The 21,220-nt window shown below is 61.2% G+C and carries 23 protein-coding genes; 16 read left to right on the forward strand and 7 right to left on the reverse strand.

All coding sequences use genetic code 11. From position 1 onward, the window contains the following. The first annotated feature begins 1 nt into the window (after window position 1). Together BV034_RS10515 and BV034_RS10520 are read left to right on the forward strand one after the other, a co-directional pair. Entirely contained in the window at window positions 2–277 is a 276-nt protein-coding gene (locus tag BV034_RS10515) for a hypothetical protein (protein ID WP_050026766.1), read from the forward strand. A 39-nt stretch (window positions 278–316) separates the two neighbouring features. Further along, the gene (locus BV034_RS10520; RefSeq protein WP_050026769.1) at window positions 317–580 is read left to right on the forward strand and encodes a hypothetical protein; all 264 of its coding nucleotides are present in this window, start codon (window positions 317–319) and stop codon (window positions 578–580) included. A gap of 16 nt (window positions 581–596) precedes the next feature. Here BV034_RS10520 and BV034_RS10525 read toward each other — a convergent pair whose 3' ends face one another. Further along, window positions 597–1,538 (reverse strand): YihY/virulence factor BrkB family protein, encoded by a 942-nt coding sequence (locus BV034_RS10525; protein ID WP_265592849.1) that lies wholly within the window; start codon window positions 1,536–1,538, stop codon window positions 597–599. Window positions 1,539–1,687: 149 nt separating this feature from the next. Here BV034_RS10525 and BV034_RS10530 point away from each other — a divergent pair, with 149 nt between their 5' ends. Further along, window positions 1,688–2,062 (forward strand): hypothetical protein, encoded by a 375-nt coding sequence (locus tag BV034_RS10530; protein ID WP_050026772.1) that lies wholly within the window; start codon window positions 1,688–1,690, stop codon window positions 2,060–2,062. Window positions 2,063–2,087: 25 nt separating this feature from the next. On the opposite strand, the gene BV034_RS10535 is transcribed toward BV034_RS10530, so the two are convergent. Further along, a complete protein-coding gene (locus tag BV034_RS10535; RefSeq protein WP_050026774.1) occupies window positions 2,088–3,017 on the reverse strand; it encodes a glutathione S-transferase family protein in 930 nt (309 codons plus the stop codon). Between the two features lie 161 nt (window positions 3,018–3,178). Between BV034_RS10535 and BV034_RS10540 the strand changes: the two genes are divergently transcribed. From BV034_RS10540 to BV034_RS10575, 8 genes are all read left to right on the forward strand, one after another. Next, window positions 3,179–3,406 (forward strand): hypothetical protein, encoded by a 228-nt coding sequence (locus BV034_RS10540; RefSeq protein ID WP_050026776.1) that lies wholly within the window; start codon window positions 3,179–3,181, stop codon window positions 3,404–3,406. A gap of 496 nt (window positions 3,407–3,902) precedes the next feature. Next, window positions 3,903–4,883, forward strand: coding sequence for a hypothetical protein (locus BV034_RS10545; RefSeq protein ID WP_050026778.1), 981 nt, complete (start codon window positions 3,903–3,905; stop codon window positions 4,881–4,883). 201 nt (window positions 4,884–5,084) lie between these two features. Continuing rightward, window positions 5,085–5,543: a hypothetical protein gene (locus BV034_RS10550; RefSeq protein WP_050026781.1), complete on the forward strand. Its 459-nt coding sequence runs from the start codon at window positions 5,085–5,087 to the stop codon at window positions 5,541–5,543. Between the two features lie 59 nt (window positions 5,544–5,602). Further along, on the forward strand, window positions 5,603–6,442 hold the full coding sequence (locus BV034_RS10555; protein ID WP_050026782.1) for a hypothetical protein: 840 nt from the start codon (window positions 5,603–5,605) through the stop codon (window positions 6,440–6,442). Window positions 6,443–6,468: 26 nt separating this feature from the next. Next, a complete protein-coding gene (locus tag BV034_RS10560) occupies window positions 6,469–7,119 on the forward strand; it encodes a prepilin-type N-terminal cleavage/methylation domain-containing protein (protein ID WP_265592850.1) in 651 nt (216 codons plus the stop codon). Beyond that, entirely contained in the window at window positions 7,116–7,574 is a 459-nt protein-coding gene (locus BV034_RS10565) for a prepilin-type N-terminal cleavage/methylation domain-containing protein (protein ID WP_050026786.1), read from the forward strand. The genes BV034_RS10560 and BV034_RS10565 overlap by 4 nt, the downstream gene beginning before the upstream one ends. Then, a complete protein-coding gene (locus BV034_RS10570; protein WP_265592851.1) occupies window positions 7,549–8,472 on the forward strand; it encodes a prepilin-type N-terminal cleavage/methylation domain-containing protein in 924 nt (307 codons plus the stop codon). Before BV034_RS10565 ends, BV034_RS10570 begins: the two co-directional genes overlap by 26 nt. Further along, window positions 8,469–11,168 carry a hypothetical protein gene (locus tag BV034_RS10575; protein ID WP_050026790.1) on the forward strand — a complete coding sequence of 900 codons (2,700 nt, stop codon included), beginning with the start codon at window positions 8,469–8,471 and terminating at the stop codon, window positions 11,166–11,168. Before BV034_RS10570 ends, BV034_RS10575 begins: the two co-directional genes overlap by 4 nt. Before the next feature lie 4 nt (window positions 11,169–11,172). On the opposite strand, the gene BV034_RS10580 is transcribed toward BV034_RS10575, so the two are convergent. Then, window positions 11,173–12,159, reverse strand: coding sequence for a metallophosphoesterase (locus BV034_RS10580; protein WP_063768736.1), 987 nt, complete (start codon window positions 12,157–12,159; stop codon window positions 11,173–11,175). Window positions 12,160–12,231: 72 nt separating this feature from the next. On the opposite strand from BV034_RS10580, the gene BV034_RS10585 reads away from it, so the two are divergent. Then, on the forward strand, window positions 12,232–13,158 hold the full coding sequence (locus tag BV034_RS10585; RefSeq protein ID WP_050026793.1) for a LysR family transcriptional regulator: 927 nt from the start codon (window positions 12,232–12,234) through the stop codon (window positions 13,156–13,158). On the opposite strand, the gene BV034_RS10590 is transcribed toward BV034_RS10585, so the two are convergent. The 3 genes from BV034_RS10590 to BV034_RS10600 all read right to left on the reverse strand — a co-directional run bounded on the left by BV034_RS10590 (window position 13,159) and on the right by BV034_RS10600 (window position 16,135). Then, window positions 13,159–14,493 carry a DUF6596 domain-containing protein gene (locus BV034_RS10590; RefSeq protein WP_050026794.1) on the reverse strand — a complete coding sequence of 445 codons (1,335 nt, stop codon included), beginning with the start codon at window positions 14,491–14,493 and terminating at the stop codon, window positions 13,159–13,161. Window positions 14,494–14,523: 30 nt separating this feature from the next. Then, window positions 14,524–14,949 (reverse strand): YciI family protein, encoded by a 426-nt coding sequence (locus BV034_RS10595; RefSeq protein WP_050026796.1) that lies wholly within the window; start codon window positions 14,947–14,949, stop codon window positions 14,524–14,526. Between the two features lie 361 nt (window positions 14,950–15,310). Continuing rightward, window positions 15,311–16,135 carry a thioredoxin family protein gene (locus BV034_RS10600; protein WP_050026798.1) on the reverse strand — a complete coding sequence of 275 codons (825 nt, stop codon included), beginning with the start codon at window positions 16,133–16,135 and terminating at the stop codon, window positions 15,311–15,313. 125 nt (window positions 16,136–16,260) lie between these two features. Here BV034_RS10600 and BV034_RS10605 point away from each other — a divergent pair, with 125 nt between their 5' ends. Together BV034_RS10605 and BV034_RS10610 are read left to right on the forward strand one after the other, a co-directional pair. Continuing rightward, the gene (locus tag BV034_RS10605) at window positions 16,261–17,424 is read left to right on the forward strand and encodes a DNA topoisomerase IB (protein WP_265592852.1); all 1,164 of its coding nucleotides are present in this window, start codon (window positions 16,261–16,263) and stop codon (window positions 17,422–17,424) included. Between the two features lie 213 nt (window positions 17,425–17,637). Continuing rightward, entirely contained in the window at window positions 17,638–18,954 is a 1,317-nt protein-coding gene (locus BV034_RS10610) for a hypothetical protein (protein WP_050026800.1), read from the forward strand. A 31-nt stretch (window positions 18,955–18,985) separates the two neighbouring features. On the opposite strand, the gene BV034_RS10615 is transcribed toward BV034_RS10610, so the two are convergent. Then, on the reverse strand, window positions 18,986–19,264 hold the full coding sequence (locus tag BV034_RS10615) for a hypothetical protein (RefSeq protein WP_265592853.1): 279 nt from the start codon (window positions 19,262–19,264) through the stop codon (window positions 18,986–18,988). A 44-nt stretch (window positions 19,265–19,308) separates the two neighbouring features. Between BV034_RS10615 and BV034_RS10620 the strand changes: the two genes are divergently transcribed. Both BV034_RS10620 and cdaA read left to right on the forward strand, forming a co-directional pair. Beyond that, the gene (locus tag BV034_RS10620; RefSeq protein WP_265592854.1) at window positions 19,309–20,154 is read left to right on the forward strand and encodes a polysaccharide deacetylase family protein; all 846 of its coding nucleotides are present in this window, start codon (window positions 19,309–19,311) and stop codon (window positions 20,152–20,154) included. A 57-nt stretch (window positions 20,155–20,211) separates the two neighbouring features. Then, on the forward strand, window positions 20,212–21,189 hold the full coding sequence (gene cdaA, locus BV034_RS10625; RefSeq protein WP_050026807.1) for a diadenylate cyclase CdaA: 978 nt from the start codon (window positions 20,212–20,214) through the stop codon (window positions 21,187–21,189). The last annotated feature ends 31 nt before the right edge of the window (window positions 21,190–21,220 follow it).

Consider the following 21,220-nt stretch of genomic DNA (forward strand, 5'->3'; position numbering starts at 1 on the left):
AATGGAGATTCAGGCAACGAACGGAGGAGTCGAGGGCGGTTCCGATGGGGAGGGGTCTCCTGGCTGCGGGGCAGGCGAAGGAGCGGGAGGCTCCGGGGCTGGCAGCGGCTCCGCAGGGGTGGGGTCCGACGGCATCGGCTGGGGTGTCTGCGGTTCTGGGTATGAACTGTTCATGGGGGAATGGGTCAGAGTTTCACCGGAGATCGGGCGGTGCTGGCAGTTTGGCTGCATTGCACTGCTGGAAAAGACCGGTGTGGGCAACCGCCGGGGTGTGTAGCAACGATTTCAACATGAAGCTCGAAAGGAGAAAGGTTCCATGAAAAACCAGACAACATTCAATCTTCGCATCCCTCAGAACACATCGCGTGCGCTCGATATCGCCGCAGGCAGGACGGGTCTCACCCGGCAGAATGTGTGCCGGCTGGCCATCTCACTGGGATTGAGCCAGCTAAAGAAGGAGGGCTTTCATATCACCACTGCCTTGCAGCATCGCGCTGAGGCGGAGAATCCTCCAGGAACCGTGATGCTCGCGCAACGCGCTCATGGCGTACCGGGAACGGATTTCCCTGAAGATGGCTGAAGGCCTCCTTCAGGCCTCATCGATTGATCGATGCCGGAGGGGCTCCCTGCTTCGGATTCGGAACATGCAGCCCTTGTGCCACCATTTCCTCCAGCACGGAGGCGGCCACGGTCATGGCGCGGGACTTGGGCACCAGTCCGGAGCCGAACTTGCGCGCATAGCACTTGGTGAACTCCGCTCCGTAAAACAGGATGCATGAGGAGTAGTACACCCAGAGCAGGAAGACGACGATGGAGCCTGCCGCCCCGTAGCTGGAGGCCACGCCGCTGGTGCCGAGATAGACACTGATGGCGTGCTTCCCGATGTTGAACAAGCCCGCGGTGACCACCGCTCCCAGCCAAACATCCCCCCAGCCGACATGCACGTCTGGCAGGAGTTTCAGGATTAACGCAAACAGCACGCTGATGACTACAAGCGAGAGGCCAATGTCCCACCATCCCAGGAGCTCCGGGTGCATGGGAACCCATTGGCCAAAGTAGCGCGTGGCTGCTGCGACCGCAGTGCTCACCAGCAGGGAGGTGAGCAGCAGGAAGCCAATGACGAGCACCATGGAAAAGGACAGGAACTGGTCACGCAGAAGCGTGAACACTGGCCGTCCCGGGCGGGGGATGACTCCCCATATGGTATTGAGGGCGCCTTTGAGCTCGCCAAACACCCGGGTGGCACCGAAGAGCAACACAGCCACCCCGATCAGGGCCCTCCAGCCGTTGTTGTCCTCCTGCCACGCATCCAGAATGAATGCCTGGATGGAGTGGCCGGCATCCGCACCCGCCAGAGAGGAGATTTCCGCCACGATCTGCCCCCGAGCCGCCTGCTCGCCAAAGACAAAGCCCGCCAGTGAGATGCAGATGATCAGAAGGGGGGCCGTGGAAAAGGTGGCGTAGTACGCCAAGGCAGCGCTCAAACGAGAGGCATCGTCGTCGATCCACTCCCGTGCTGCGGTACGAAGAAGGGACAAGAAGGCGAGAGGACCCATAACCGGACTTCGCGGAAGCTGGGGGTATCGGTCCTCTTTATGCGGAGCAGTGGGTGAGTTTTCACCCTTATTACAGGGCTTGCCAGGCAGCGGGGGATTCTGGTAGAGTGGAGGTCAATTAAAGGAATCCTATGAATGCAACCCTCGAAGAAGGGGCAGATTCTGGGGCCGAGCCCGGGCCCGTCAAGACCGCCGTCACCGCCGAACTGGCCCGCAAGCGACGGCGTTCCGCGATCGAAAGCTGGCTTTCACAGTCTCCCTTCTACGAACCTTTCCGGAAGGTGACTGCGCCGTGCTTCCACTGGCTGGCCCAGCCCACAAATTCGATCATCGCCGTTCTGCTGTTGATCCTGGCCCCGTTCATTGGGCTGCTGCTGCTGCCACTCTTTTTGATCCTGATCCCGGTGTTCCTCTTCCTGGCCGTGCTGGGCTCGATGGCCACGACGGTGAAGACGGACGCAGAGAGCGAAGTTCATGAGTCCGTCACGCAGCACTTTCTGCACTGAGCCTGCTGTTGTTGCCTTGAACTTGTCAGTCGCGGCCGGGTGGCTCATCAAGCCACGCCAGGTCCGGGCCACGTGGCACGATGCGGGTGGGATTGATGTCGTCGTGCGTGATGTAGTAGTGCCGCTTGATGTGATCAAAGTTGACGGTGTCGGCGATGCCGGGCTGCTGGTACAGGTCCCGCAGGTAGCCTGACAGATGGCGGTAGTTCCGGATGAGCCGCAGGTTGCACTTGAAATGCCCGTGATAAACGGGGTCAAAGCGGATCAAGGTGCAGAACAGGCGCCAGTCAGTTTCCACGAACTTGGGTCCAAAGAGGAACCTCTGTGTGCCAAGGTGCTCGTCCAGCTGGTCGAGCGCGGTGAACAGCTCCCGGAAGGCCCTCTCGTAGGCGCTCTGGGTGCTGGCGAAGCCGGCGCGATACACGCCGTTGTTGATGTTCTGGTAGATGAACTCGGATAGGGCGTTCTGCTCCTCCTCCACGGCAGCCGGAAAAAGGTCCACCTCCGTGTGCTGGAGCTCACGGAACTCCGTGGCAAACATGCGGCAGATGTCGTCCTCAGAGTTGTTCACGATCTGACGAAGCTCCCGGTCCCAGAGGACAGGCACGGTGACGCGGCCCTGAAAGCCGGGATCGGTGGCTGTGTAGGCCTCAGACAGGAACTGGAAGTCGTTCACGGGATCGGCCGTGTGGCCGGGACCCTCCCGGAAGGCCCAGCCCCGCTCATCCCGCACTGGATCCACGACGGTCACGCCCACGGCGTCCTCCAGTCCCAGCAGGTGTCTCACGATGAGCGTCCGGTGTGCCCAAGGGCAGGCCAGAGAGACATAAAGGTGGTAACGCCCCCGGACGACAGGATGCGGTGTGGAGCCGTTTGTGCTTACCTTGGAGCGAAAGGCATCATCCTGCCGCTCGAATTCGCCGTCATCAGATTGTTCGTCAGGAAACTGGGCCATGGGGTGCTGGAGGGTATCTCCATGGAGCAATACGTCTGGATGGCGACGTTTGGCCGTCCAGGAGTGTTGGCCAGTTTTCCCGGGGAATTCCGGGTCTGTATTCCCCGCAAACTGGGGCTTCTGTATCTGGCAGGACGCCTGGGGGTATGGCACTTTCTCCCATGATAGCAGCCTTGTCCTTCCTCCCCGTCAAGATCATCGCCGGTGTGGGCCTGTTTTTCACCCTGGCGGCGGGAGTGTACATGATCAAGAATCATCAGCGGCTCTATGGCCACGACCCCGAACTCCCCCGGGAGACCAGCGGCGAGCGGGTGTACAGCAAGGCTCAGCTTTGGCTCATCTGGGCGCTGCTGGTGAAGGGGCTCGCATTCCTCACCTTTGCCATCTGACCGGGCTGGTCACGAGTCGGGCGGTAGCGAAAATTGCCCCGGGCGGTCCATTTTCGACTTCTATAGCGGGCTTCCTACCAAACTGGTGGGAGGCCCGCTAAGCATTTGTCCAGGGAGTGATCGGGAGCGACCGATGTATTGTAAGGGTTGTTGCCAGCTGCTCAGCCGGTCGTGCAGGGGTGAGAAAGATTTTTTGGTTGTTTCATCAAAGTTCTAGGAAAACGGGCCTCCCGCGACGCTTTGAAGGGTGATCCTGTATGCAGACGGATGATTTTGTTTTTACGGAAAACTAAATATCCCGATGAGCACGATCTTACGCAACTTTTCCTGAAAGATAGGTTGGATACGACATGCTCACGACTCTTTTGTATCAGAATATGGCATTAATTGCCAAGTATGTGCAGGGTGTTCACGAGGCGCCTCAGGCACCCTTAAGCCAGGGACTGAAGCGGATGAGGATGAGTTTCAACCCATAACCGGAACCCCAAGGACCGTCATGCAGACCGCACCCACCCACCCGGCCCAACTGCCCACCCGCGCAAATTCTCCCGGCGGGCTCATCGGCCTCGACTGTTTGGAGACCATCCCCGGCATCTCGTCGGTGGCAGTGCAACTCACTCCAGACATGGCCCGACGCATGCTCGAGCGAAACCTGAGAAACAGAAAGCTGTCCGAGCAGGTGGTGGACAAGTATGTGGAGGAGATTCGCAATGACGAGTGGCGCCTGACGCCTGCCGCGGTGGGTTTTGATTGCGAAGGGAGGCTGGTGGACGGCCAGCACCGGCTGACTGCCATCGTTAAATCCCGCCGCACCGTGCCCATGATCGTCACCACTGGACTGCCTGCTGCCGCCCAGGAGAAAGTGGACCGCCAGAGGAGGCGGAGCCTCTTCGATGCGCTTTATCTCTCTGGCCAGGTGCGCAACCGCAAGTGGGTGGAGATCGCGACCTGCCTGGCCCGCCGGGTGGTGGCGAGCAACAGCGGTACGGCCCCTCCAGACAGCGTGGTCAAACTGGCTTTGGAAACTCATCGTGAGGCCATTGAGGCGGTGACGGACCAGATGGGCGAGAAGAGTGTCAAAGGCATCTCCCAAGCGTCCTTCCTGGCTGCAGCCGTCCTTTACCACGAAGTGGATTCCGACAAGTGCCGTGAGTTCCTGGCTGCCATTCGTACGGGAGCGGGACTTGCGCTGGATCATCCGGCGCTTCGCCTGCGTAAACTGCTCATGGGAGAGTCTCTGCTCCATTCCATGCCGCGTGGGGGAGCCAACCAGAGTTACATCTTCAGAAGATCCATCTATGCCATGCAGGCGCATCTGGAAGGGCGGATGATCGGAGGCCTGCGGGAGGCGGACAATTTTGCCAGTCCGTTTATGGAGGAGGGGGCCGCCAGGCCGCCCCGCCGGAAGGCCCGCCGCAACCAGGAGGAGCCCGCCAGCGAACTGCGACACAGTGCCGGACTGTTGATGACCGCATAACGCCCCCGGCATCTGTGATTATTGCATAGAACTAGAGCGAGCCCTCCCAGAGCCCCGGGATCCCTCCGGCGGCCTGTGCCCGTTCTGCAACTCCAACAGGCTGACCATGACCACAAGAACACGTCACCCACGGGCTCGACCTGCCGAAGGTGCGCCTTTGAAGAGGTTGGTCTCCCCAGGTGTGGAATACCGGAAACAACCATGAAACGATCCCTGCGGCGTCTGATCCGGCGGATGGGTTTATCCGGGGTGGCCCTCGGGGATACGGTTCTGGTGAATCGGCTGGATGGCCTGGGCCGGCGGCCCAGTGGTCTGTTGCTGGACTATGTGGAACGTGTCATTCCTTCTGTCAGTCTCGATTTCGGCGAGATGACGATTCTGGGAGGCGAAGCATTTCTGGAGGCCAATGGGTTGCTGGATCCGGGCCGTCGTGTGGCAGGTCTGGGGTTCTGGACGCTGGCCACCCTCTCTGGGGGAGATATCTATGTCTTTGATCAGGAAGAGGAGCGTGTGCGCATGGTGGATCCCTGCCAGCTGCATTCGTTGGTCGCTGCAGCCGGTGAGGCACTGACTCGCAGCAGCATCGGAGCCCTAATGCTGGACCCTGGTGAGGCGCTGGATGAGTTCATTGAGAGCCTCGCAGATCTCTATGCCTGTTAACACGACTGCCATTTGAACCTGTGACTTGTTCGTGCACAACCAAGACACCGCGTGGCGGTTTGAAACCGAAAGCACGGCTGGAACCCCGCGCGACGAACAGCCTGCCATCGACCACCGTGCTGACCGACTATTCCGCGAACTCTGTGGCAGAGACGACTGCACTCGATCTGGCAGAATACAACCAGACCCTGGCCGGGTTGACCAGTGTCATTCCGACCGGGGCCAACGATGTGGTGGCGGTGACGAATTCAAGCAGTACCACGCTGTCCACGCTCACGATCAATCAGAGCACGGCTCTGACTTACTTTGGTCGCATCACCGGGAACCTGGCGCTGGTGAAGCCCGGGAACGGCACGCTCACGCGGGCCAACACGTGCAACACCACGACCCCCACCGCGACCACCAACACCTACACGGAAAAGACCACCATCAGCGGCACTCTCGCATTGTCGGGCACCGGGAACAACGACGGCACCCCCTGGATCCAGATCGACAGAGGAGCAGTGTTCAGCGTCAGTGGTCGCACCACCGGTAGCTACACCCTGACGAACAAGACGCTGAGTGGAACCGGGAGCGTCACCGGCACGCTGAATCTGGAGCGGACAGGAGTGATCAAAGTGGAGCTGGCCTCCGGGTACTCTGTGCAGTGGGCGGATGTCTTCAACCTCGTGGACTGGACCGCGCTCGGGGCCAATACGGGCAAGGTTTCAGATTATCTCGATCTTTCATCCTTGGCAGATCTGGGCAACGGCTGGTACTTTAGCACCGATCTGTTCCTGACGGAAGGCATCATCTACGTCGTGCCCGAGCCAACAAGAGCAGTTCTTTTCCTGCTTGCCCCGGCCAGCATAACCAACCGGCGTCGCCGGACATCTCATCAAGGAGGCGTGGTGTCATGACTACTGGGAAGAGAGCCAAATGGAGTATGCATCAATCAAGGTGTCGTGAGGGCTTCACCCTCGTGGAGATGCTTATGGTGATGGCTGTCATGGCTTCCATCCTGGCGATCGGGGGGCTTGGCGTAGGCCAGGCTCTGCGTGCCATGGCGCTGACCAATGCAGGCAACAAGGTGACCCGGCTCATGGAGACGGCCCGGCAGCAGGCAATCACCAAAAACACCCTGAACGCCGTGGTGCTGATGAAGTCCCTCGGGACTGAGGTGGACGGGCGTGCTTTCACCGTGCTGGAATACACTGTGACCGGGGGCTGGCGTCAGATTCGTGAGTGGGAGGTGTTGCCAGACGGTATCGTGGCGGATGTGGGGGCCACAGGTGCGGATGCGACCTTCTTCGCCAATGGTCCGCAGCCCTTTCCGTTTGCGGATGCCAGCACCCCTGGCGCACCGGTGGCCTATGGCTCGAATTCGAGCCTGCCTGCTGGCACCTATGCCGCCCGGATCTTCCTGCCTGGTGGCGGGCTGTTGAATCCGGATGATGCGGCCCAGTTCCGGCTGGTGGAGGGCGCCATGTCAGGAGGCAAGGTGCAGTTCAGCCAGGCCGAGGGTGGGGTTCCGTTAAACTACTATCGTGTGGTGCTGCTGGGCACCACGGGTAAAACCAAAGTGGAACGGCCATGAGACTTCGTACCGTATCGTCCAGGAAAGGTGGCTTCAGCCTCGTGGAGGTCGCCCTTGCCATTGCCATCATTGGCTTCTCTTTGCTGGCAGTGGTGGGATTGCTGCCGCTGTTGATGAAGACGGAGCGGGACAGTGGTTTCAACTCCCTGCTCCCCAGGATGGTTTCTGTGGCCGTGGGAGAGCTGCGTTCCCGGACTTATCCCTCCAATCTGTCGGAGACAGTTGAGTTCCGGTTCAATGAGTCGGGCACGGTGGCTGCGGAGGATGAGCAGGCCTTCTATGTCTGCAAGGTGAGTTTCAGCCAGATCCCGGCTCCAACCTCCGCCTCTGCGGCCAAGGGGGGCATCCCTGATGTGGGGACAGACGCCTGTCTGGCCACCTTGAAATGGACCTTCAACCTGGAGCCGGGGCGTGCCCCGCAGATCATCCATGTCTCGATCGCAAAAGAGAAATAACCTTTCCGCTTTCACTCTCGTGGAGGTCATGGTGGCCTCGGCGGTGCTGAGCCTCATTGTCGTGCTGCTGGTGCAGGTGGCCGGCATGGTGAGCAATACCTGGTCGCTGGGCAACGGTCGCGCAGAACGCACCCAGAATGGTCGCGCCTTGGTGGACTTCATTGGCCGGGATCTGCGCTCGGCTGCGCTGCCGGTGGACTCGCGCTCCACCGGTGCCGCGCCGGACCTGCAGTTCGTGGTCAACCCCGCTGGCGTACCCGCCAGGTACCGGCAGCCTCAGGCGGTGTTCTGGCAGGCTCCGCTCGCCACCTCCACGGTTCACGGAAACATGGCGGAGATCGGTTACTTCGTCCGCTGGGATGAATCCGCCAGCCCTCCGCGGGCCTCCCTGTGCCGGGTCTTTCTCAACCCCGGGGCGACTGATCACCTGGTGTACAGCCAGCTTTCCTGGATGACGGAGGCGGTGTTGAATTCCTCCGCTCCGGCAGATGCGGCCAGCTCCTACCGAGGGCTGTTTGCGGAGAATGTCGTGGGGTTGTGGGTGCGCTGTTTGGATGCTTCAGGCAACGCCATCACCCAGACGGGAGTGGCCGCAGGAGGGTATGACTCCCGCGTGGGCTATGCTGACCAGGTTCATGAGTCCACAGGGGTTGTCGCCAGCATCACTCGCACCGCCCCTGTGCTGCCAACTGCGGTGGAGGTGTCCGTCCTGGTGCTGGACTCACGGTCTGCCTCACTCCTCACGGCGGCCACGGTGGCCACCATCAAGGCCGCAGTCGCACAGAGTGCCAGCGCAGCGGACTGTGTGGAGACTCTACAGGCCAATGCCAGCCTGAGCCGGGTGATGGGGGGCATGTCGTCCCAGACTCTCAAAGTACATTTGGAAAACGCACCATGAAGACCCTCTTGCCTCCCAGCCATCCGAGTGGTCGCACCGATCGCGGCATGGCGCTGGTGATCACGGTCATCATCCTCGCCCTCATCACCATCATGGTACTGGGGTTCGCCGATATGGTGCGAAACGAGACCGCCGCCTCCGGCGCTCACCTGGATCGGGCCCGAGCTCAAAGTTATTCTCAGATGGGGGTGAACATGGTCACGGGAGTGCTGCGCAAGCATACGACGGATGGCACGAAGGTGTGGGCGAGTCAGCCAGGGGCGCTGATTTTGCCGGTTGAGAACGCCAGTGGTTCCTTCTTGATCCGCCTGGGGAGGCGGCTGCCGTTGCACTCGGGCATGCCTGGCTCGGCGGCTCTGGCGCTGGCTGCCAATGATCCTCTGGCCCCGGCCAACCTCAATGTCCAGACCTTCAATGATCAGAGCCCGGTGACCCATGTCATCACGGACCAGCAGACGGACCCCAACGACAGTACGAGCCCGGTGGCGACTCTGCCACTGCGCTGGATCTATGTGCGGCAAGACGGCACGCTGGAGGAGTCTGAAGCGCCTGTGTTGACCAATTCCGCGAACCCGATTGTGGGTCGCTTTGCCTGGTGGGCAGATGACGAGTCCAGCAAAATCAACATCAACACGGCTTGGAAGCGCAACGGCTCCAGCGGTGGCACAGGGGTGAAGAGCCCCTTCACCACCAGTCATCCCGCCAGCATCAATCTCCTGTCCCTCTCCAACTATGGCATGACGGCGGACATGGTGGACCGGATGCACGCAGCCATCGCACCGGACCCCTATGATTTCACCACCGTGAAGCGCTTCTTCAACTCCACCCGGGAGTTGCGCAACCTGGATGATGGGGCTGGCAGCTTCACCACGGTGTTGAATCGCGCCAAGTTTGAGGTCACCCACTACAACCACGAGCCGGATACGACGTTTTTCAACGAACCACGGATTGTTCTCACGACCGACAAGACAAAGGCGGCGGGCCGACCCTTCATTGACATCAAGAAGGACGGGTCTCCCGAGATCTGGGACCCCATCGCCCACACCGACGCCACTAAACTGGCGGACACGATCGACCTGCTGAACTCCTACCTCAAGCGTACTGACTGGCCCATGACTCCTGACTCCAGCTTTCAGGCCAAGTACTATGCGAACAAGCCAGAGCGGCTCACCCAGCTCTCGCTCAACATCATCAACTACGTGCGGTCAAAGGAGTCGGCAGGGGAGAGCGTGACGAAGGCCGTCGTGCCTCTCCGTGGTGAGCAGGCGGCGGGTGGTCGCTTCCAGCTCATGGAGGTGGCCACCTCTGACATCGCCTTCATTGGCATCACCCGGGCACCGAAGATCACGGAGATGGGATTGTGGGTGGCAGCTTCGGCCAGCAGTGGCACCACTTACCAGGCCAAATACAAGCTGGAGATTCATCTGCCGAAGAACTTTGGGTTGGATCAAATCGATCTTACGAAACTCAGCCTCTTTCTTGGTACCTCCGGTACAGGGCTAAGTGGTGCTCCGGCAGAAACGGCGATCACCACGGCAGAGATTGCGGGAGGCAATCCCATTTTGACCGCAGGAGGTTATGCCAGCATCACTCGCACTTCCACCGTTACGATGACCGGCACCCGTCCGACCTCGGTGAATCTGCGTTTTGCCATTTCGCGCACAAGACGGCTCGATGTGACACCGCTGGGTACAGCGGCCGTCTGCACGCTGGATGGTACGGGGGTGGCAGAGAAGGACATCCACTCGATCGAAGTGGATGACCCTCGCGTGAACACGCATCGAAACGACTGGAAGAAGCGGGACTATGGAAACAGCTTCGGCAGGGAGAACGACGGCACGGTGGGCGGGGTGGCCATTCGCACCCTGGGCAAGGCAACCACCACGGCTCCCAAGCAGGACACGAATGCCAGTGGGGTGATCACAGATGCAAGCCTCTACATGCCGCCTCCCGCAGGCTCCGCGGGCAACGCCAGCGGTCAGGTCGATTCCGTGGGCGAACTCGGCTACATCCACACGGGAATGGAGAGTGGGGCCGGAGCCGGGGTGCCCTGGCGAACACTGCATCTTCAGCCCAATGCAGACGCGGCCACCATGGTGCCAGACTGGGCCTTTATGGACCTGTTCACGGTCCCTGTGGATGTGCCTGAGCGTGCCAAAGGCATGTTTGCCCCGCATTCCACCAGCACGGCGGGACGCATCAATATCAACTCCCAGGTGCAGCCGTACGGTGATGCCTCACAGGTCACTTCGCCTCTGGAGCGTTCCTTGCCGCTGGTGGCTCTGTTGACTGGGGTGGCGGCTCCTACGTCCACCAATGCCAGCGAGACCATCGGCATCGCCAAGGCGCGTACGATCGCCAAGAACATCTACAACCGCACCCTTGCCACGAAGGGCAAGAAGTACGGCTATGCCGAGGCCTACGATTCTCCTGGCGAGATCGTGGAGATCGCCGGAGTCGCTGACGGAGGTGAAGAGAGCGAGGCGGTGGTTCGAGGTATTGCCAACCTCGTCAGCACCCGGGGCAGCGTCTTCATGGTGTACAGCATCGGCCAGGCATTGAAGCAGACCCGCAACGGTAGTCTGGTGATCACGGCCGAGAGCCGTCAGCAAACGATGCTGGAGCGATATGCGGATCCCTCCGCCACGGGCGTGACCCGGTTCCGCCGCCTGGAGTATCAACCGCTGACGCCGTGAAGTCTCATGCTGCAGCTCTTGCTTCCACTGGGTAGTCAGTTTGCACGAAGTTGGCGGCGTCCAGAGTGGCCTCGCCGTTCCAGCGATACGCGGTGAGTGGCCCGTCGAGCCCGGCCCCGTAGTCCAGGCAGGCGAGGTTGGGCGCCAGCGGAGCTTTGGGGCCTGCCGGAGGCATCCAGTAGTGTCCGAAGAAGACTGGGGGCGCATCCGCAGGATAGTTGGGGAGAGGGAGCAGGTGATCTTCTCGAAGGGGCATGTCGCCCACCAGCGTGCCAGGTGGCATGGCCAGATCCGCCAGCTTGGTCAGGCCGTTCAGGTTCCACCAGCGGGTGCGCATGTTGCGGCGCTCGATGCCCTTCTTGTCGAGGAACGCAAGAGCCTGCGGCAGGGCAATCTCGGGCCCCTTGGCAAGGATCTCCATGGCGGCATGCACCTCCGTGGTGCGGTTTCCGCAGGCCTGGAGAAATTCAGGATCGCGCAGGGTATGATGGGCTATGCGTTTCAGCAGGGCATCGTCCCAGCAGGCGTGGATGGCCCTGCAGCCCCCCAGATCCAGTGCGAGCGGCAGGCCCTTCATCCAGTGCAGGTGACCGGTCAGTTCTTTCTCGTACCCAGCGAAGGCCTGGTGAGTTGCCTCGCACTGGCGCAGATTCTCTTTCGTCCGGGGACGCAACCAGCCGCCGTGCCCATCAGGAGTGTGCAGCAGGATGAAGTTGTACTCGTGATTGCCCAGAATGCAGAACGCGACGTGTGCCTCCACCAAGGTTCTCACCCGGCGGACCAGCCCCCGGACGTCCGTCCCACGATCCAGCAAATCGCCCAGGAACACTGGGATTCTTCCCTCCGGATGGCGGTGAATCCCGTCTCGCTCCACGTATCCCAGCCTGTCCAGAAGTTGCAGCAGTTTGCCATGCTGACCGTGGATGTCGCCAATGAAGTCGTAGGCCAGGTGATGAAGGGGCGGGTGCTGGAGGAGTAGTTCTTGTTTCATGACGAACCCAAGGTGCCTTCTATAAACACAATGTTGTAGTGATGAGAATGCAGGATATATCATTGGGCGATCATGTTTGAAGATCTGCTCTCCCGACACGGCCTCTCCCTGGACCGCCTGCATGGGTTTCTGTGCGTGGCGGAGGCGGGCAACATCAGCCGTGCTGCCGCTGGCGATCCGGTGAAGCAGAGCCAGCTTAGCCGGCAGATCCGTGATCTGGAGGCGTTCTTCGGTGTGGAACTCACCCATCGTCGGGGCAAGTCGATTGCCATCTCGGCTGAAGGAACCCGGCTGGCGACGTTGATCCGCCAGCACCTGCGGGCGTTGGATGACTTCCGGCTGGAGCAATCCGGTCAGCTGAGGATGTACTCATTCGGCACCACGTCGAGCCTGATGGAGTGGCTCGTGTGCCCACGAATGCCGGAACTTCTCAAACAGTTCCCCAATGCCCGGTTGCATCTTGAGACCTGGCGCAGCGCGGAGCTGGTAAACCGGGTACGGGACGGGCGGCTGGATTTTGCCCTGGTTCGGGAAAATGCCGTGCCAGAGGACCAGTTGCGTTTGAAGCTGGCCCGTGCCCGCTACCTCCTGGCCGTTCCGGTGGCGCTGGCCAGGCAGGTAAAGCTGCCGGAGCGGCCGCGTCTGGCTGATACGGCCCGCCTTCCTCTGGCCTTGCAGGTGGCGGGAGGCACGTTTCATCACATGGTGACAGAGGCGCTGCTGGAGAGTGGGGTTGCCTGGGAGCCTGCAGTGGCCTGCCAGTCTTTCCTACAAGTCCGCGCCGTCGTGGAGAGCGGGTGTTGCGCGGGCATCCTGCCGGAGTTTTTCACCACCCGGCTGGATCCACGACGCTTCCTGCTGCTGCCGATGGCCTTCCTTCAGCCCCATGTGCGTACCCTGGTGCTGCACTGGAGCGAGCGTCAGATGCAGCGTCGCGGGATAGAGGAGTCACGCATCCGTGAGCTGGCGGCAGTGTTGAAGAGCGGGATGGGCGTCTAGTTACGCTCCCACGCCGCACTCCTGGAGCCGCCGGGAGATAAACTCCCTTTCTGAGGGCAGGTCCGCCTTGCCCAGTGCTCTGCGGAAGTGCCCGGCAGCCGCCTGGGTGCGGCCCATCTGGTACTCCAGATCGCCGAGCACGGCGTCCAGCAGGAAGTAGGAGTCGAGCTGGTCCCGGTGTTTCATCTGCTGCACCGCCCGAAGCCCTTCGGCAGGGCCGTCCACATGGGCGACTGCCACCGCGCGGTTCAAGGCAACAATGGGGGAGTCACTCATGGCCACCCAGCGGTCGTAGTGGTCCAGGATCCGCGTCCAGTCCGTGGAGGAGAAGTCTCTCGCCGTGGCGTGACAGGCGGCGATGCCTGCCTGCAGATGATACTCGCTCAGCTCTGTGCCAGAGGCAGATCGTGACAGGTGAACGAGGCCCCGGGCAATCATCATCTGGTCCCAGGTGGCGCGATTCTGCTCCTGCAGCCGCAGAATGTTTCCGGCCCCGTCCATGCGGGCGGAGAGCCGGGCAGCGTTCAGCAACATGAGGGAGAGCAGGGCATGAGTGCGTGGTAAATTGGCGGCAGGGTGGCTGGTGAGGAGGCTGGCCAGTCGGATGGCCTCATTGCAGAGATCCTCCCGCACAAGATGCTCGCCGCTGGAAGCCTTGTACCCTTCGTTGAAGAGGAGATACAGGATCTGCAGGACACCGTCCAGGCGGGGCTTGAGTTCCTGCCCGGAAGGGATTTCAAAGGGGATCTTCAGATCCTGAATGAGCTGTCGTGCGCGGGTCAGCCTTTTGGCAATAGCGGCGTCTGAGGCCAGAAAGGCTCGGGCGATTTCTGTCACGCCAAATCCGCAGAGTGTCTTGAGCGCCAGGGCCGCCTGGGCATCCGCAGGGATCTCCGGGTGGCAGCACACGAACATGAGGCGCAGCACCTGGTCCTTGATCTCGTCCTCGAACATCGGCGGCGTCTCCTCCGAGTTGCCGCCTGACCACAGATCCGTGGCCGCGATGATCTGCGGCTGCTTGTCCGCCGCCATCTTGTTGCGCCGCACCACGTCCAGGGCCAGGTGCTTGGCGGTCTGCATCAGCCAGGCGGTCGGGTTCGAGGGCACACCGTAGTAGGGCCAGGTGCGCAGGGCTCGCGCCAGGGCCTCCTGCACGACATCTTCAGCCAGTTGCAGGTGTTCCACGCCAAAGATGCCTGTGAGCATGGAGACCAGACGTCCAGACTCCCGGCGGAACAGGTGCTCCGCCAGCCGGGGGATCTCCCGGGGAGGCGGGCTGTCCGGCAGCGGCTCCTGGTCCAGGTCCGTCTCGTCAGTGTGGCGGGTCAATTGCATGACGGGGATGCAGTGGAGGTGTCAGTAGATTCAGGCTTCTGTCGCCGCTGCTGCCGCCGCCATCTCCATCACTGCTACGCACGGTGGGCAGGCCGCTGCGACAGGGCGCACCTCCACCTGCATGCCGTACTCCAGGGCCGGGCATTGCTGCCCGAGGGCCACCGCCTCCTCCAGGGTGTCCACGCTGATGAGGAAATAACCGGCAATGGTCTCCTTGGACTCCGCAAACGGCCCGTCCGCGATCTGGCGTCCTTTTTTGCCGGTCAGAATGCGCCCTTCCGGATGCAGAGGATTGGCCCCCACCATCTTGCCAGAGGCGGAGATGCGGTCAAACCAGGCCATCCACTCAGACATCACTCGCTGCAATTCTTCAGGGGCCAGGCCTTTGTCCCAATGGGTGCCGCGAAAGAGAAGCAGATACTGGGATTCGTTCTGGACTGGGGAAGTTGAGTTCATAAGATTTGAGAGAAAGGGGATGGAGTCTGCTGATTACTTCGGTGTCTCGCTGAGCATGTTGAGATATTCTGGAGCGGCGGGCGAGCGAATTCAACCCCACAGCACGTGGAGCGACGTCGGTTGGCGAGCCGGCGGGCTCTCTTGATCACCAGAAAAGCCAGCGCCCCCACGCAGAGGGTCATCAGGCCGTATCTGACGAGGGCCGCGGTGGAAAGCGAGACGCCCAGACCGGTGAGCACCGCGATGTAGCCCGCCATGCAGGCCGGGCACTTGGGCATCAGGACGAGCAGGGCGCCTGGGCCCAGCCAGCCCAGGGCTCGCAACCCACGCGGGGATGGTGGGGGGCTGAGGTGAGTGGTGTTCATGATGGGGGCCTCCCTTGGTGGTTGCCTCCACAGGCGCAATCTGCGCCGTGCCGAGTTTCCTCGTACCTGTCATGGTGCCGCACCCAGTCGGTCAGGTCGAAGGAAGGGCCGTTTTCATTGCGGCCCAGCGGGGTGAGGTCCAGGAAGTTGTAGGTGTTGAGCAGAAGTTCGTCTCCGCGCGCAAAGCACGAGTAGGTATGGTACACCACATTGTCCGGGCCTTTGTAAAACACGCTGGTGCCACCCAATTCCTCGATCATGTACGGGGCAGGTTGGTAGTTGTACTCCACCACGCCCCGGGCACGGTCCTCCGCGGTGTAGGACACGTGGTAGTCGAAGTTGAAGTCGCTGTGGCAGGAGGAGACCCACGGGAAGCGCCAGCCCATGCGGGCTTTAAAAGGGGCGATTTCCGGCCAGGGTGCTCTTGAGATGGCCGCGACAGTGACCCCGTGGTTTTCCAGATGCACGCGGGCCCCCTCAATGTGGTCGGAGAGGAAGGAGCAGCCCACACACCCCTCCACCCAGCCGGGGCCCAACATGAAGTGCTGCACGATGAGCTGGCTGCGCCCGTCAAACAAATCCGCCAGGGTGAGTCTGCCATCGGGGCCTTCAAAGACATACGATTTCTCCACTCGCACCCAGGGCAGTTCGCGGCGTTTCGCATTCAGCCGATCCCGCCGGTGGGTGAGGTCCTTCTCCTGTTCCAGGAGGGCCATACGCGCCTTGAGCCAGGACTGACGGGAGACCACCCGGTGCCTTCGTGGCTCGGGGTGGATGGCGATGGTATTGCGGGCGGGCAGGTCTGTGCTTCGGGTGCTCATGTCTGGATGGTTCCCTCCTTGGTTGGGGGCCGGGGTCTTCAGTGGAATGACGAACCGCCCTGCGGGGGATGGACATGCGGGACAATTTTTCTGAAAATCTTCCAGTCTCCGATCAGGGTCGGGTAGTGCGCACCGCCGAAACCAAATTCCGCCGCGAATCGGGGGTGGTGGTTCCCGCTGCCATTCCCAATATGAAACACGCCGTGCTCGATACTCCGACGGCCGAAAACCTCCGCGCTGCCGATGCGGCGGGGTTGCGCTACACCAGTGATCATCGCCCAGGCATCAGCCGCCACCGAAAAGGTGATGGATTCGTTTATAAGGACGCGAAGGGGCGGCGGGTCACCGATCTCGCGACTCTGGGGCGCATCAAGTCGCTGGTCATTCCTCCCGCCTGGACCAATGTTTGGATCTGTCCCACCGCGAACGGCCACCTCCAGGCCACGGGACGGGACCTGCGTCAGCGCAAGCAGTACCGCTACCACTCTAAATGGCGACGCCACAGGGACGACAATAAGTTCAGCCATGTGCTGGGTTTTGCCCGGATGCTGCCGAAGATTCGCCGTCGGGTCGGGCGCGATCTCGCCTCAATCGGCATGCCCAGGAACAAGGTGCTGGCGGCAGTGGTGAAGTTATTGGAAACCACACTGATCCGCATCGGCAATGATGAGTACGCCCGCACCAATAAATCCTACGGCCTCACGACGATGCGCAACGGCCATGCAAAGGTGAAAGGCGGGCAGATTACCTTCAAATTCCGCGGCAAGAGCGGAAGGGTTCATGACATAACGCTCCAGGACCGCCGGTTGGCTGCTGTGGTCCGGCACTGTCAGGAGATGCCGGGGCAGGAGCTCTTTGCGTACGAGGACGAGGAGGGCGGGGTAGTTGACGTAGGATCTCAGGAGGTCAATGACTACCTGCGCGAGATCACTGGCGGAGAATACACCGCCAAAGACTTTCGCACCTGGGCGGGCACGGTCCTGGCCGCCATCGCTCTACAGGAAATGGAGGAGTGCACCTCGGAGACTCAGGTGAAGAATAACATTCTCACCGCCGTGGAATCGGTCGCTGCGATGCTGGGGAACACCCCCGCGGTTTGCCGGAAATGTTACATCCACCCTGGCATTCTGGATTCCTATCTCAGCGGGGCGACCATTGCCACGGTGTCGCAACGCATTCGGGCGGGGCTGGATGCTTCACTGCGCCAAATGCGTCCGGAAGAGGCAGCGGTCGTCGTGCTTTTGCAGCGACGCCTTAAGAACGGTCCGCGAACCGGTAGGAAGCGGTGAAAGCAGGTGAGGGATATTTTATTGCCAATCGGACGGTATAAGTGGATAAATTCTGTCCCTAAATTAGGTGGTTTCATGGTTGTAAACTCCTAAGAATCAGCTTGTCATGGACGTTGGATCTGGGTTGGAATAGTATTTGCAATATTCAGCCATCTCCTGGCGTGGCGACGTGGTTTGCCAGGAGTGTTGCGCCATTTGCTCCACACCGCTTCCATGAATCCAGAGAACTCAAACTCGTCGCCAGTGCGGCCTTCGGCCTCCGGTCCGGTCCCTCCGATCGTCATCCAGGGAAGCCTCTCCGGGGTCCAGCCTGGGACGGCCTCGCAGCCGGTGCAAGTCGCCAGCCCTGCCGCGGATCCCATGCCTGTTCCCGCAACTCCGACAGTGCAACCGGTGGTTGTTTCCGTGGACCTTCGGCCGATGATCTCCGCAGCGGTGCCTCCGGCACCCAAACGGGGATTTTTTAGCAGTTCCTGGAGGAAGGTGGGAGGCGGCTCGCTCATCCTCAGCATTCTCATTCACGTCGGCATCCTGGCGGTGGCGGCCCTCATGGTGACCACCATCGTCCAGTCGGAGAAGAAGGTGGACTTCCTCCCCGGTGGGGGCAGCAAGCAGGGGCAGGAGGCCAACCAGGCGCTCTCGAAGGCGGTGCAGATGAAGAAGCGCAGCCTGCTCAACAAGAGCACTCCCATGCAGAAGGTGGTCTCCACCAGCGCGAATGCCGCGATCGCACTGCCAGACATGCCGGCCGAGCCCCTGGAGGTGGCGGAGCTGAGCAGCATCATGGGCGGAGGCACCATGGGCAGCGCAGGCTTTGGTAGCAGCGGAGCTGGTGGTGGCTTTGGCACCGGGCAGGGGATGGGGGGCAACTCCGGGGCCGTCTTCAAACCAATCATCATGTTTGGCCAGAGCATCAAGGCCCGGAAGATCGCTGTCATCATGGATGTGTCGGGCTCCATGACTCCGCACCTGACAAAGGTCATCAAGGAGCTGGACCGCGTGGCAGCAGGCAGCCGGGTCGTTCTCTACGTTGGTTGCGGGGTGGCGAGCCCAGAGAAAGGGGTGCGACTGGATGACGATGCCATGTCCACCCGCACCAGCACCAAGAACGAGGAGCGCAGCTTCGAGGTCTTCTGGCGCAAGAGTCACCAGGCCGCTCCCAAGCCGGGCATGCCTCCTCCGCCACCCAAGAAGAAAGACGATTCCGATCCGATTCCCGAAAAAGAAGTTTACGATGTGCTGGCCAATCGAGGTGAGACCTACTTCATCAAGAGCCAGGGGATCAAGTATGCCTGGGTCTCGCTGCTGATCCGTGAAGTGCGCGATGCCGACGCCCTCTACTGGTTCTCCGACTTCCAGGATGAGGTGGATGATGAGCAGATGGAAGCTGTGCTGAAGAACCTGAAGCGTCGTCAGCAGAAGCTGTTCATCCACGCCTCCGGTCAGGGGCGCTCATTCGAGCAGGTGCGTGACAAGATCTGCCTCCCCTCTGGTGGAGAGGTCGTGAAGGAGCAGCCCAAGAAGTCGTAGGTCAGCGTTGCCAATCCGCCGCGACCTGGTCCTAGAGCTCCTCTTCCTCGTCGTGGCGCATGGCCAGGGCCCGCTTGGCCAGCATTGCCTCGCGGGAGAGGATGGCGGCGGTCTGTCCCTCGGCGTACTCCTCCCAGCAGATGATGTCTGACTTGGGCAATACGACGTTTTCACCAGCCTCGACGATAAACTCAAACCGATCCTCTTCCGGCACCGCCTTCAAAGCGCGAAGGATCTTCGGCTGCTCTTGGGTGCTCAGATAGACGACGAACAAGCTCATGGGCAATGGGTAGCATTTGTCGCGGGGCATGGCGACGAATTGTTTTGGCTCAATTTTGGCGCAAGCCGCTGCTTGTGAACCTTCCAGCCAGAGGCATGGTGGAAATGGTGAAGAATTTGCGGTGTCAGCTCCGACGGGGAGTCATCCTCTGGAACGCAGTGGCTCCCGTGGTGGCCCTGGTTTTGCTGCTGCGAGGGCATGGCTGGCTGGCTCTGGCGATCCTGATGAGTGCGCATGCACTGTGGCTTTTGCCCACCCTTTGGCCCGCCTGTGACTGGCTGGGGGAGGTGGTTTGCACCCTGAAGGGGGCGCGCGATGGGCGACAGGAGCGCCCGTATGATGAGGATGCCAAGGAGGTGTGGCTGACCATTGATGATGGCCCCGATCCCGTGGACACACCGCTTTTGTTGGATCTGCTGGACCAGTATGGAGCCCGGGCCACGTTCTTTTTCATCGGTGCCCGTGCGCGCAACCATCCGGAACTGGTGGGTGAGGTTCTGCGGCGGGGCCATACCGTGGGGAATCACACTCTGAACCATGTGCAGTACTGGTTCTGGGCATTCGGCCCCTCAGGGGTGGCCCGTGAGGTGGGGGGATGTCAGCAGGTGCTGACAGACCTGTCTGATGGGGACGCTCCCCGCTGGTTCCGTGCGCCAGCGGGATTCAAGAATCCCCTGGTGCAGGCTGAGGTGGAACGGAAGGGCCTGCGTCTCGCAGGATGGAGTGCGCGGGGGCGGGATGGGGTCATCAAAGACCAGGATGTCATTCTTAGCCGCCTCACTTCTGGAGTGAAGCCCGGGGCCATCCTTCTCATGCATGAGGGGCGGGATGACGGCCAGGGCGGGCGGTTGGCCCCTCAAGTGCTGGAGAAACTTCTCACCTGGCTGCGGCAGCATGGCTACCGCTGCGTTTTGCCGTAGGGCGCTGGCAGCAAATCATTTGCGCAGGACGGAGCTGCACGTTAGTTTCCGCCAACCATGTGGAATTTCATCCAGGATCACTGGAGAGACGGGGTGGAGATTCTGATTCTCGCCGTCCTGCTTTATCATGGTTACAGGTTCCTGCGTGCCACCCGTGGTGCACGCATTCTCACCGGCTTGCTGGTCCTGCTTCTGGGGCTGACGCTGATTTCCCAGTTGCTGGAGCTTCAAGTGATGAACTGGCTGCTGGAGCGGTTCTCTGTCTTCCTGGCGGTGGGGTTGGTGGTGCTGTTCCAGCCAGAATTGCGACGTGTGCTGGCTGAGCTGGGTTCACACCGGTTTTTCTCGTTCAATGCCACGGAAGAGGCCAGCGTGGATCAGTTGATCGAGGCCATGGTCAGCCTTTCCCACAAACGTTGCGGGGCGCTCTTTGCTCTCCAGCGCGGCATCGAACTCAAGCCCTATGCCGAAAGTGGCGTGGGCATGGATGCCAAGATGTCCCTGGAACTGGTGGGCACGATCTTCCATCCCAAGACGCCTTTGCACGATGGCGGCATGATTGTGGACCAGGGGCGGATCATCGCCGCCGGTTGCGTGTTTCCCGTCACCCAGAAGGATCTGAATGATCGCAGCGTCGGCCTCCGGCATCGCGCGGGCATTGGCATCTCCGAGGAAACGGATGCCATCGCCCTGGTCGTGAGTGAGGAAACCGGTGCGCTTTCGCTCTGCTACAAGGGCAAACTGGAGCACGATCTGGAGGCGAATGAACTCCGCACCCGCCTCCAGCAGATCCTCATGTTCGGCGACGATGATGAGGAGGAGACTACGCCTGGGAAACAGGAAGGGGTGACGATCGCCGATGTCAAAGCCACGTTCGCCCGCGTGAAGCTCTGGTTTACCCGCGATTGGGAGGCCAAGCTGGTCTCCTTGGTGCTTGCCTTCCTGCTCTGGTACGTCATCCACGACCAGATCTCCCGCGGTCAGCGGTTCATGTTCGAGATGGGCTCGGCCACCCCGGGCGCGGTAAAGGTGTAAACGCCTGCATTCGCCAGACGAGGGCAACACC

It is taken from the genome of Verrucomicrobium sp. BvORR034 (genome assembly GCF_000739635.1).
Classification (GTDB): domain Bacteria; phylum Verrucomicrobiota; class Verrucomicrobiia; order Verrucomicrobiales; family Verrucomicrobiaceae; genus Verrucomicrobium.

Bases quoted from the DNA above. Each gene is read 5' to 3' on its own strand.
- BV034_RS10515 (WP_050026766.1), top strand. From the start codon at position 2: ATGGAGATTCAGGCAACGAACGGAGGAGTCGAGGGCGGTTCCGATGGG.
- BV034_RS10520 (WP_050026769.1), top strand. From the start codon at position 317: ATGAAAAACCAGACAACATTCAATCTTCGCATCCCTCAGAACACATCG.
- BV034_RS10530 (WP_050026772.1), top strand. From the start codon at position 1,688: ATGAATGCAACCCTCGAAGAAGGGGCAGATTCTGGGGCCGAGCCCGGG.
- BV034_RS10535 (WP_050026774.1), bottom strand. From the start codon at position 3,017: ATGGCCCAGTTTCCTGACGAACAATCTGATGACGGCGAATTCGAGCGG.
- BV034_RS10540 (WP_050026776.1), top strand. From the start codon at position 3,179: ATGATAGCAGCCTTGTCCTTCCTCCCCGTCAAGATCATCGCCGGTGTG.
- BV034_RS10545 (WP_050026778.1), top strand. From the start codon at position 3,903: ATGCAGACCGCACCCACCCACCCGGCCCAACTGCCCACCCGCGCAAAT.
- BV034_RS10550 (WP_050026781.1), top strand. From the start codon at position 5,085: ATGAAACGATCCCTGCGGCGTCTGATCCGGCGGATGGGTTTATCCGGG.
- BV034_RS10560 (WP_265592850.1), top strand. From the start codon at position 6,469: ATGCATCAATCAAGGTGTCGTGAGGGCTTCACCCTCGTGGAGATGCTT.
- BV034_RS10565 (WP_050026786.1), top strand. From the start codon at position 7,116: ATGAGACTTCGTACCGTATCGTCCAGGAAAGGTGGCTTCAGCCTCGTG.
- BV034_RS10570 (WP_265592851.1), top strand. From the start codon at position 7,549: ATGTCTCGATCGCAAAAGAGAAATAACCTTTCCGCTTTCACTCTCGTG.
- BV034_RS10575 (WP_050026790.1), top strand. From the start codon at position 8,469: ATGAAGACCCTCTTGCCTCCCAGCCATCCGAGTGGTCGCACCGATCGC.
- BV034_RS10580 (WP_063768736.1), bottom strand. From the start codon at position 12,159: ATGAAACAAGAACTACTCCTCCAGCACCCGCCCCTTCATCACCTGGCC.
- BV034_RS10585 (WP_050026793.1), top strand. From the start codon at position 12,232: ATGTTTGAAGATCTGCTCTCCCGACACGGCCTCTCCCTGGACCGCCTG.
- BV034_RS10590 (WP_050026794.1), bottom strand. From the start codon at position 14,493: ATGCAATTGACCCGCCACACTGACGAGACGGACCTGGACCAGGAGCCG.
- BV034_RS10595 (WP_050026796.1), bottom strand. From the start codon at position 14,949: ATGAACTCAACTTCCCCAGTCCAGAACGAATCCCAGTATCTGCTTCTC.
- BV034_RS10600 (WP_050026798.1), bottom strand. From the start codon at position 16,135: ATGAGCACCCGAAGCACAGACCTGCCCGCCCGCAATACCATCGCCATC.
- BV034_RS10610 (WP_050026800.1), top strand. From the start codon at position 17,638: ATGAATCCAGAGAACTCAAACTCGTCGCCAGTGCGGCCTTCGGCCTCC.
- BV034_RS10615 (WP_265592853.1), bottom strand. From the start codon at position 19,264: ATGCCCCGCGACAAATGCTACCCATTGCCCATGAGCTTGTTCGTCGTC.
- cdaA (WP_050026807.1), top strand. From the start codon at position 20,212: ATGTGGAATTTCATCCAGGATCACTGGAGAGACGGGGTGGAGATTCTG.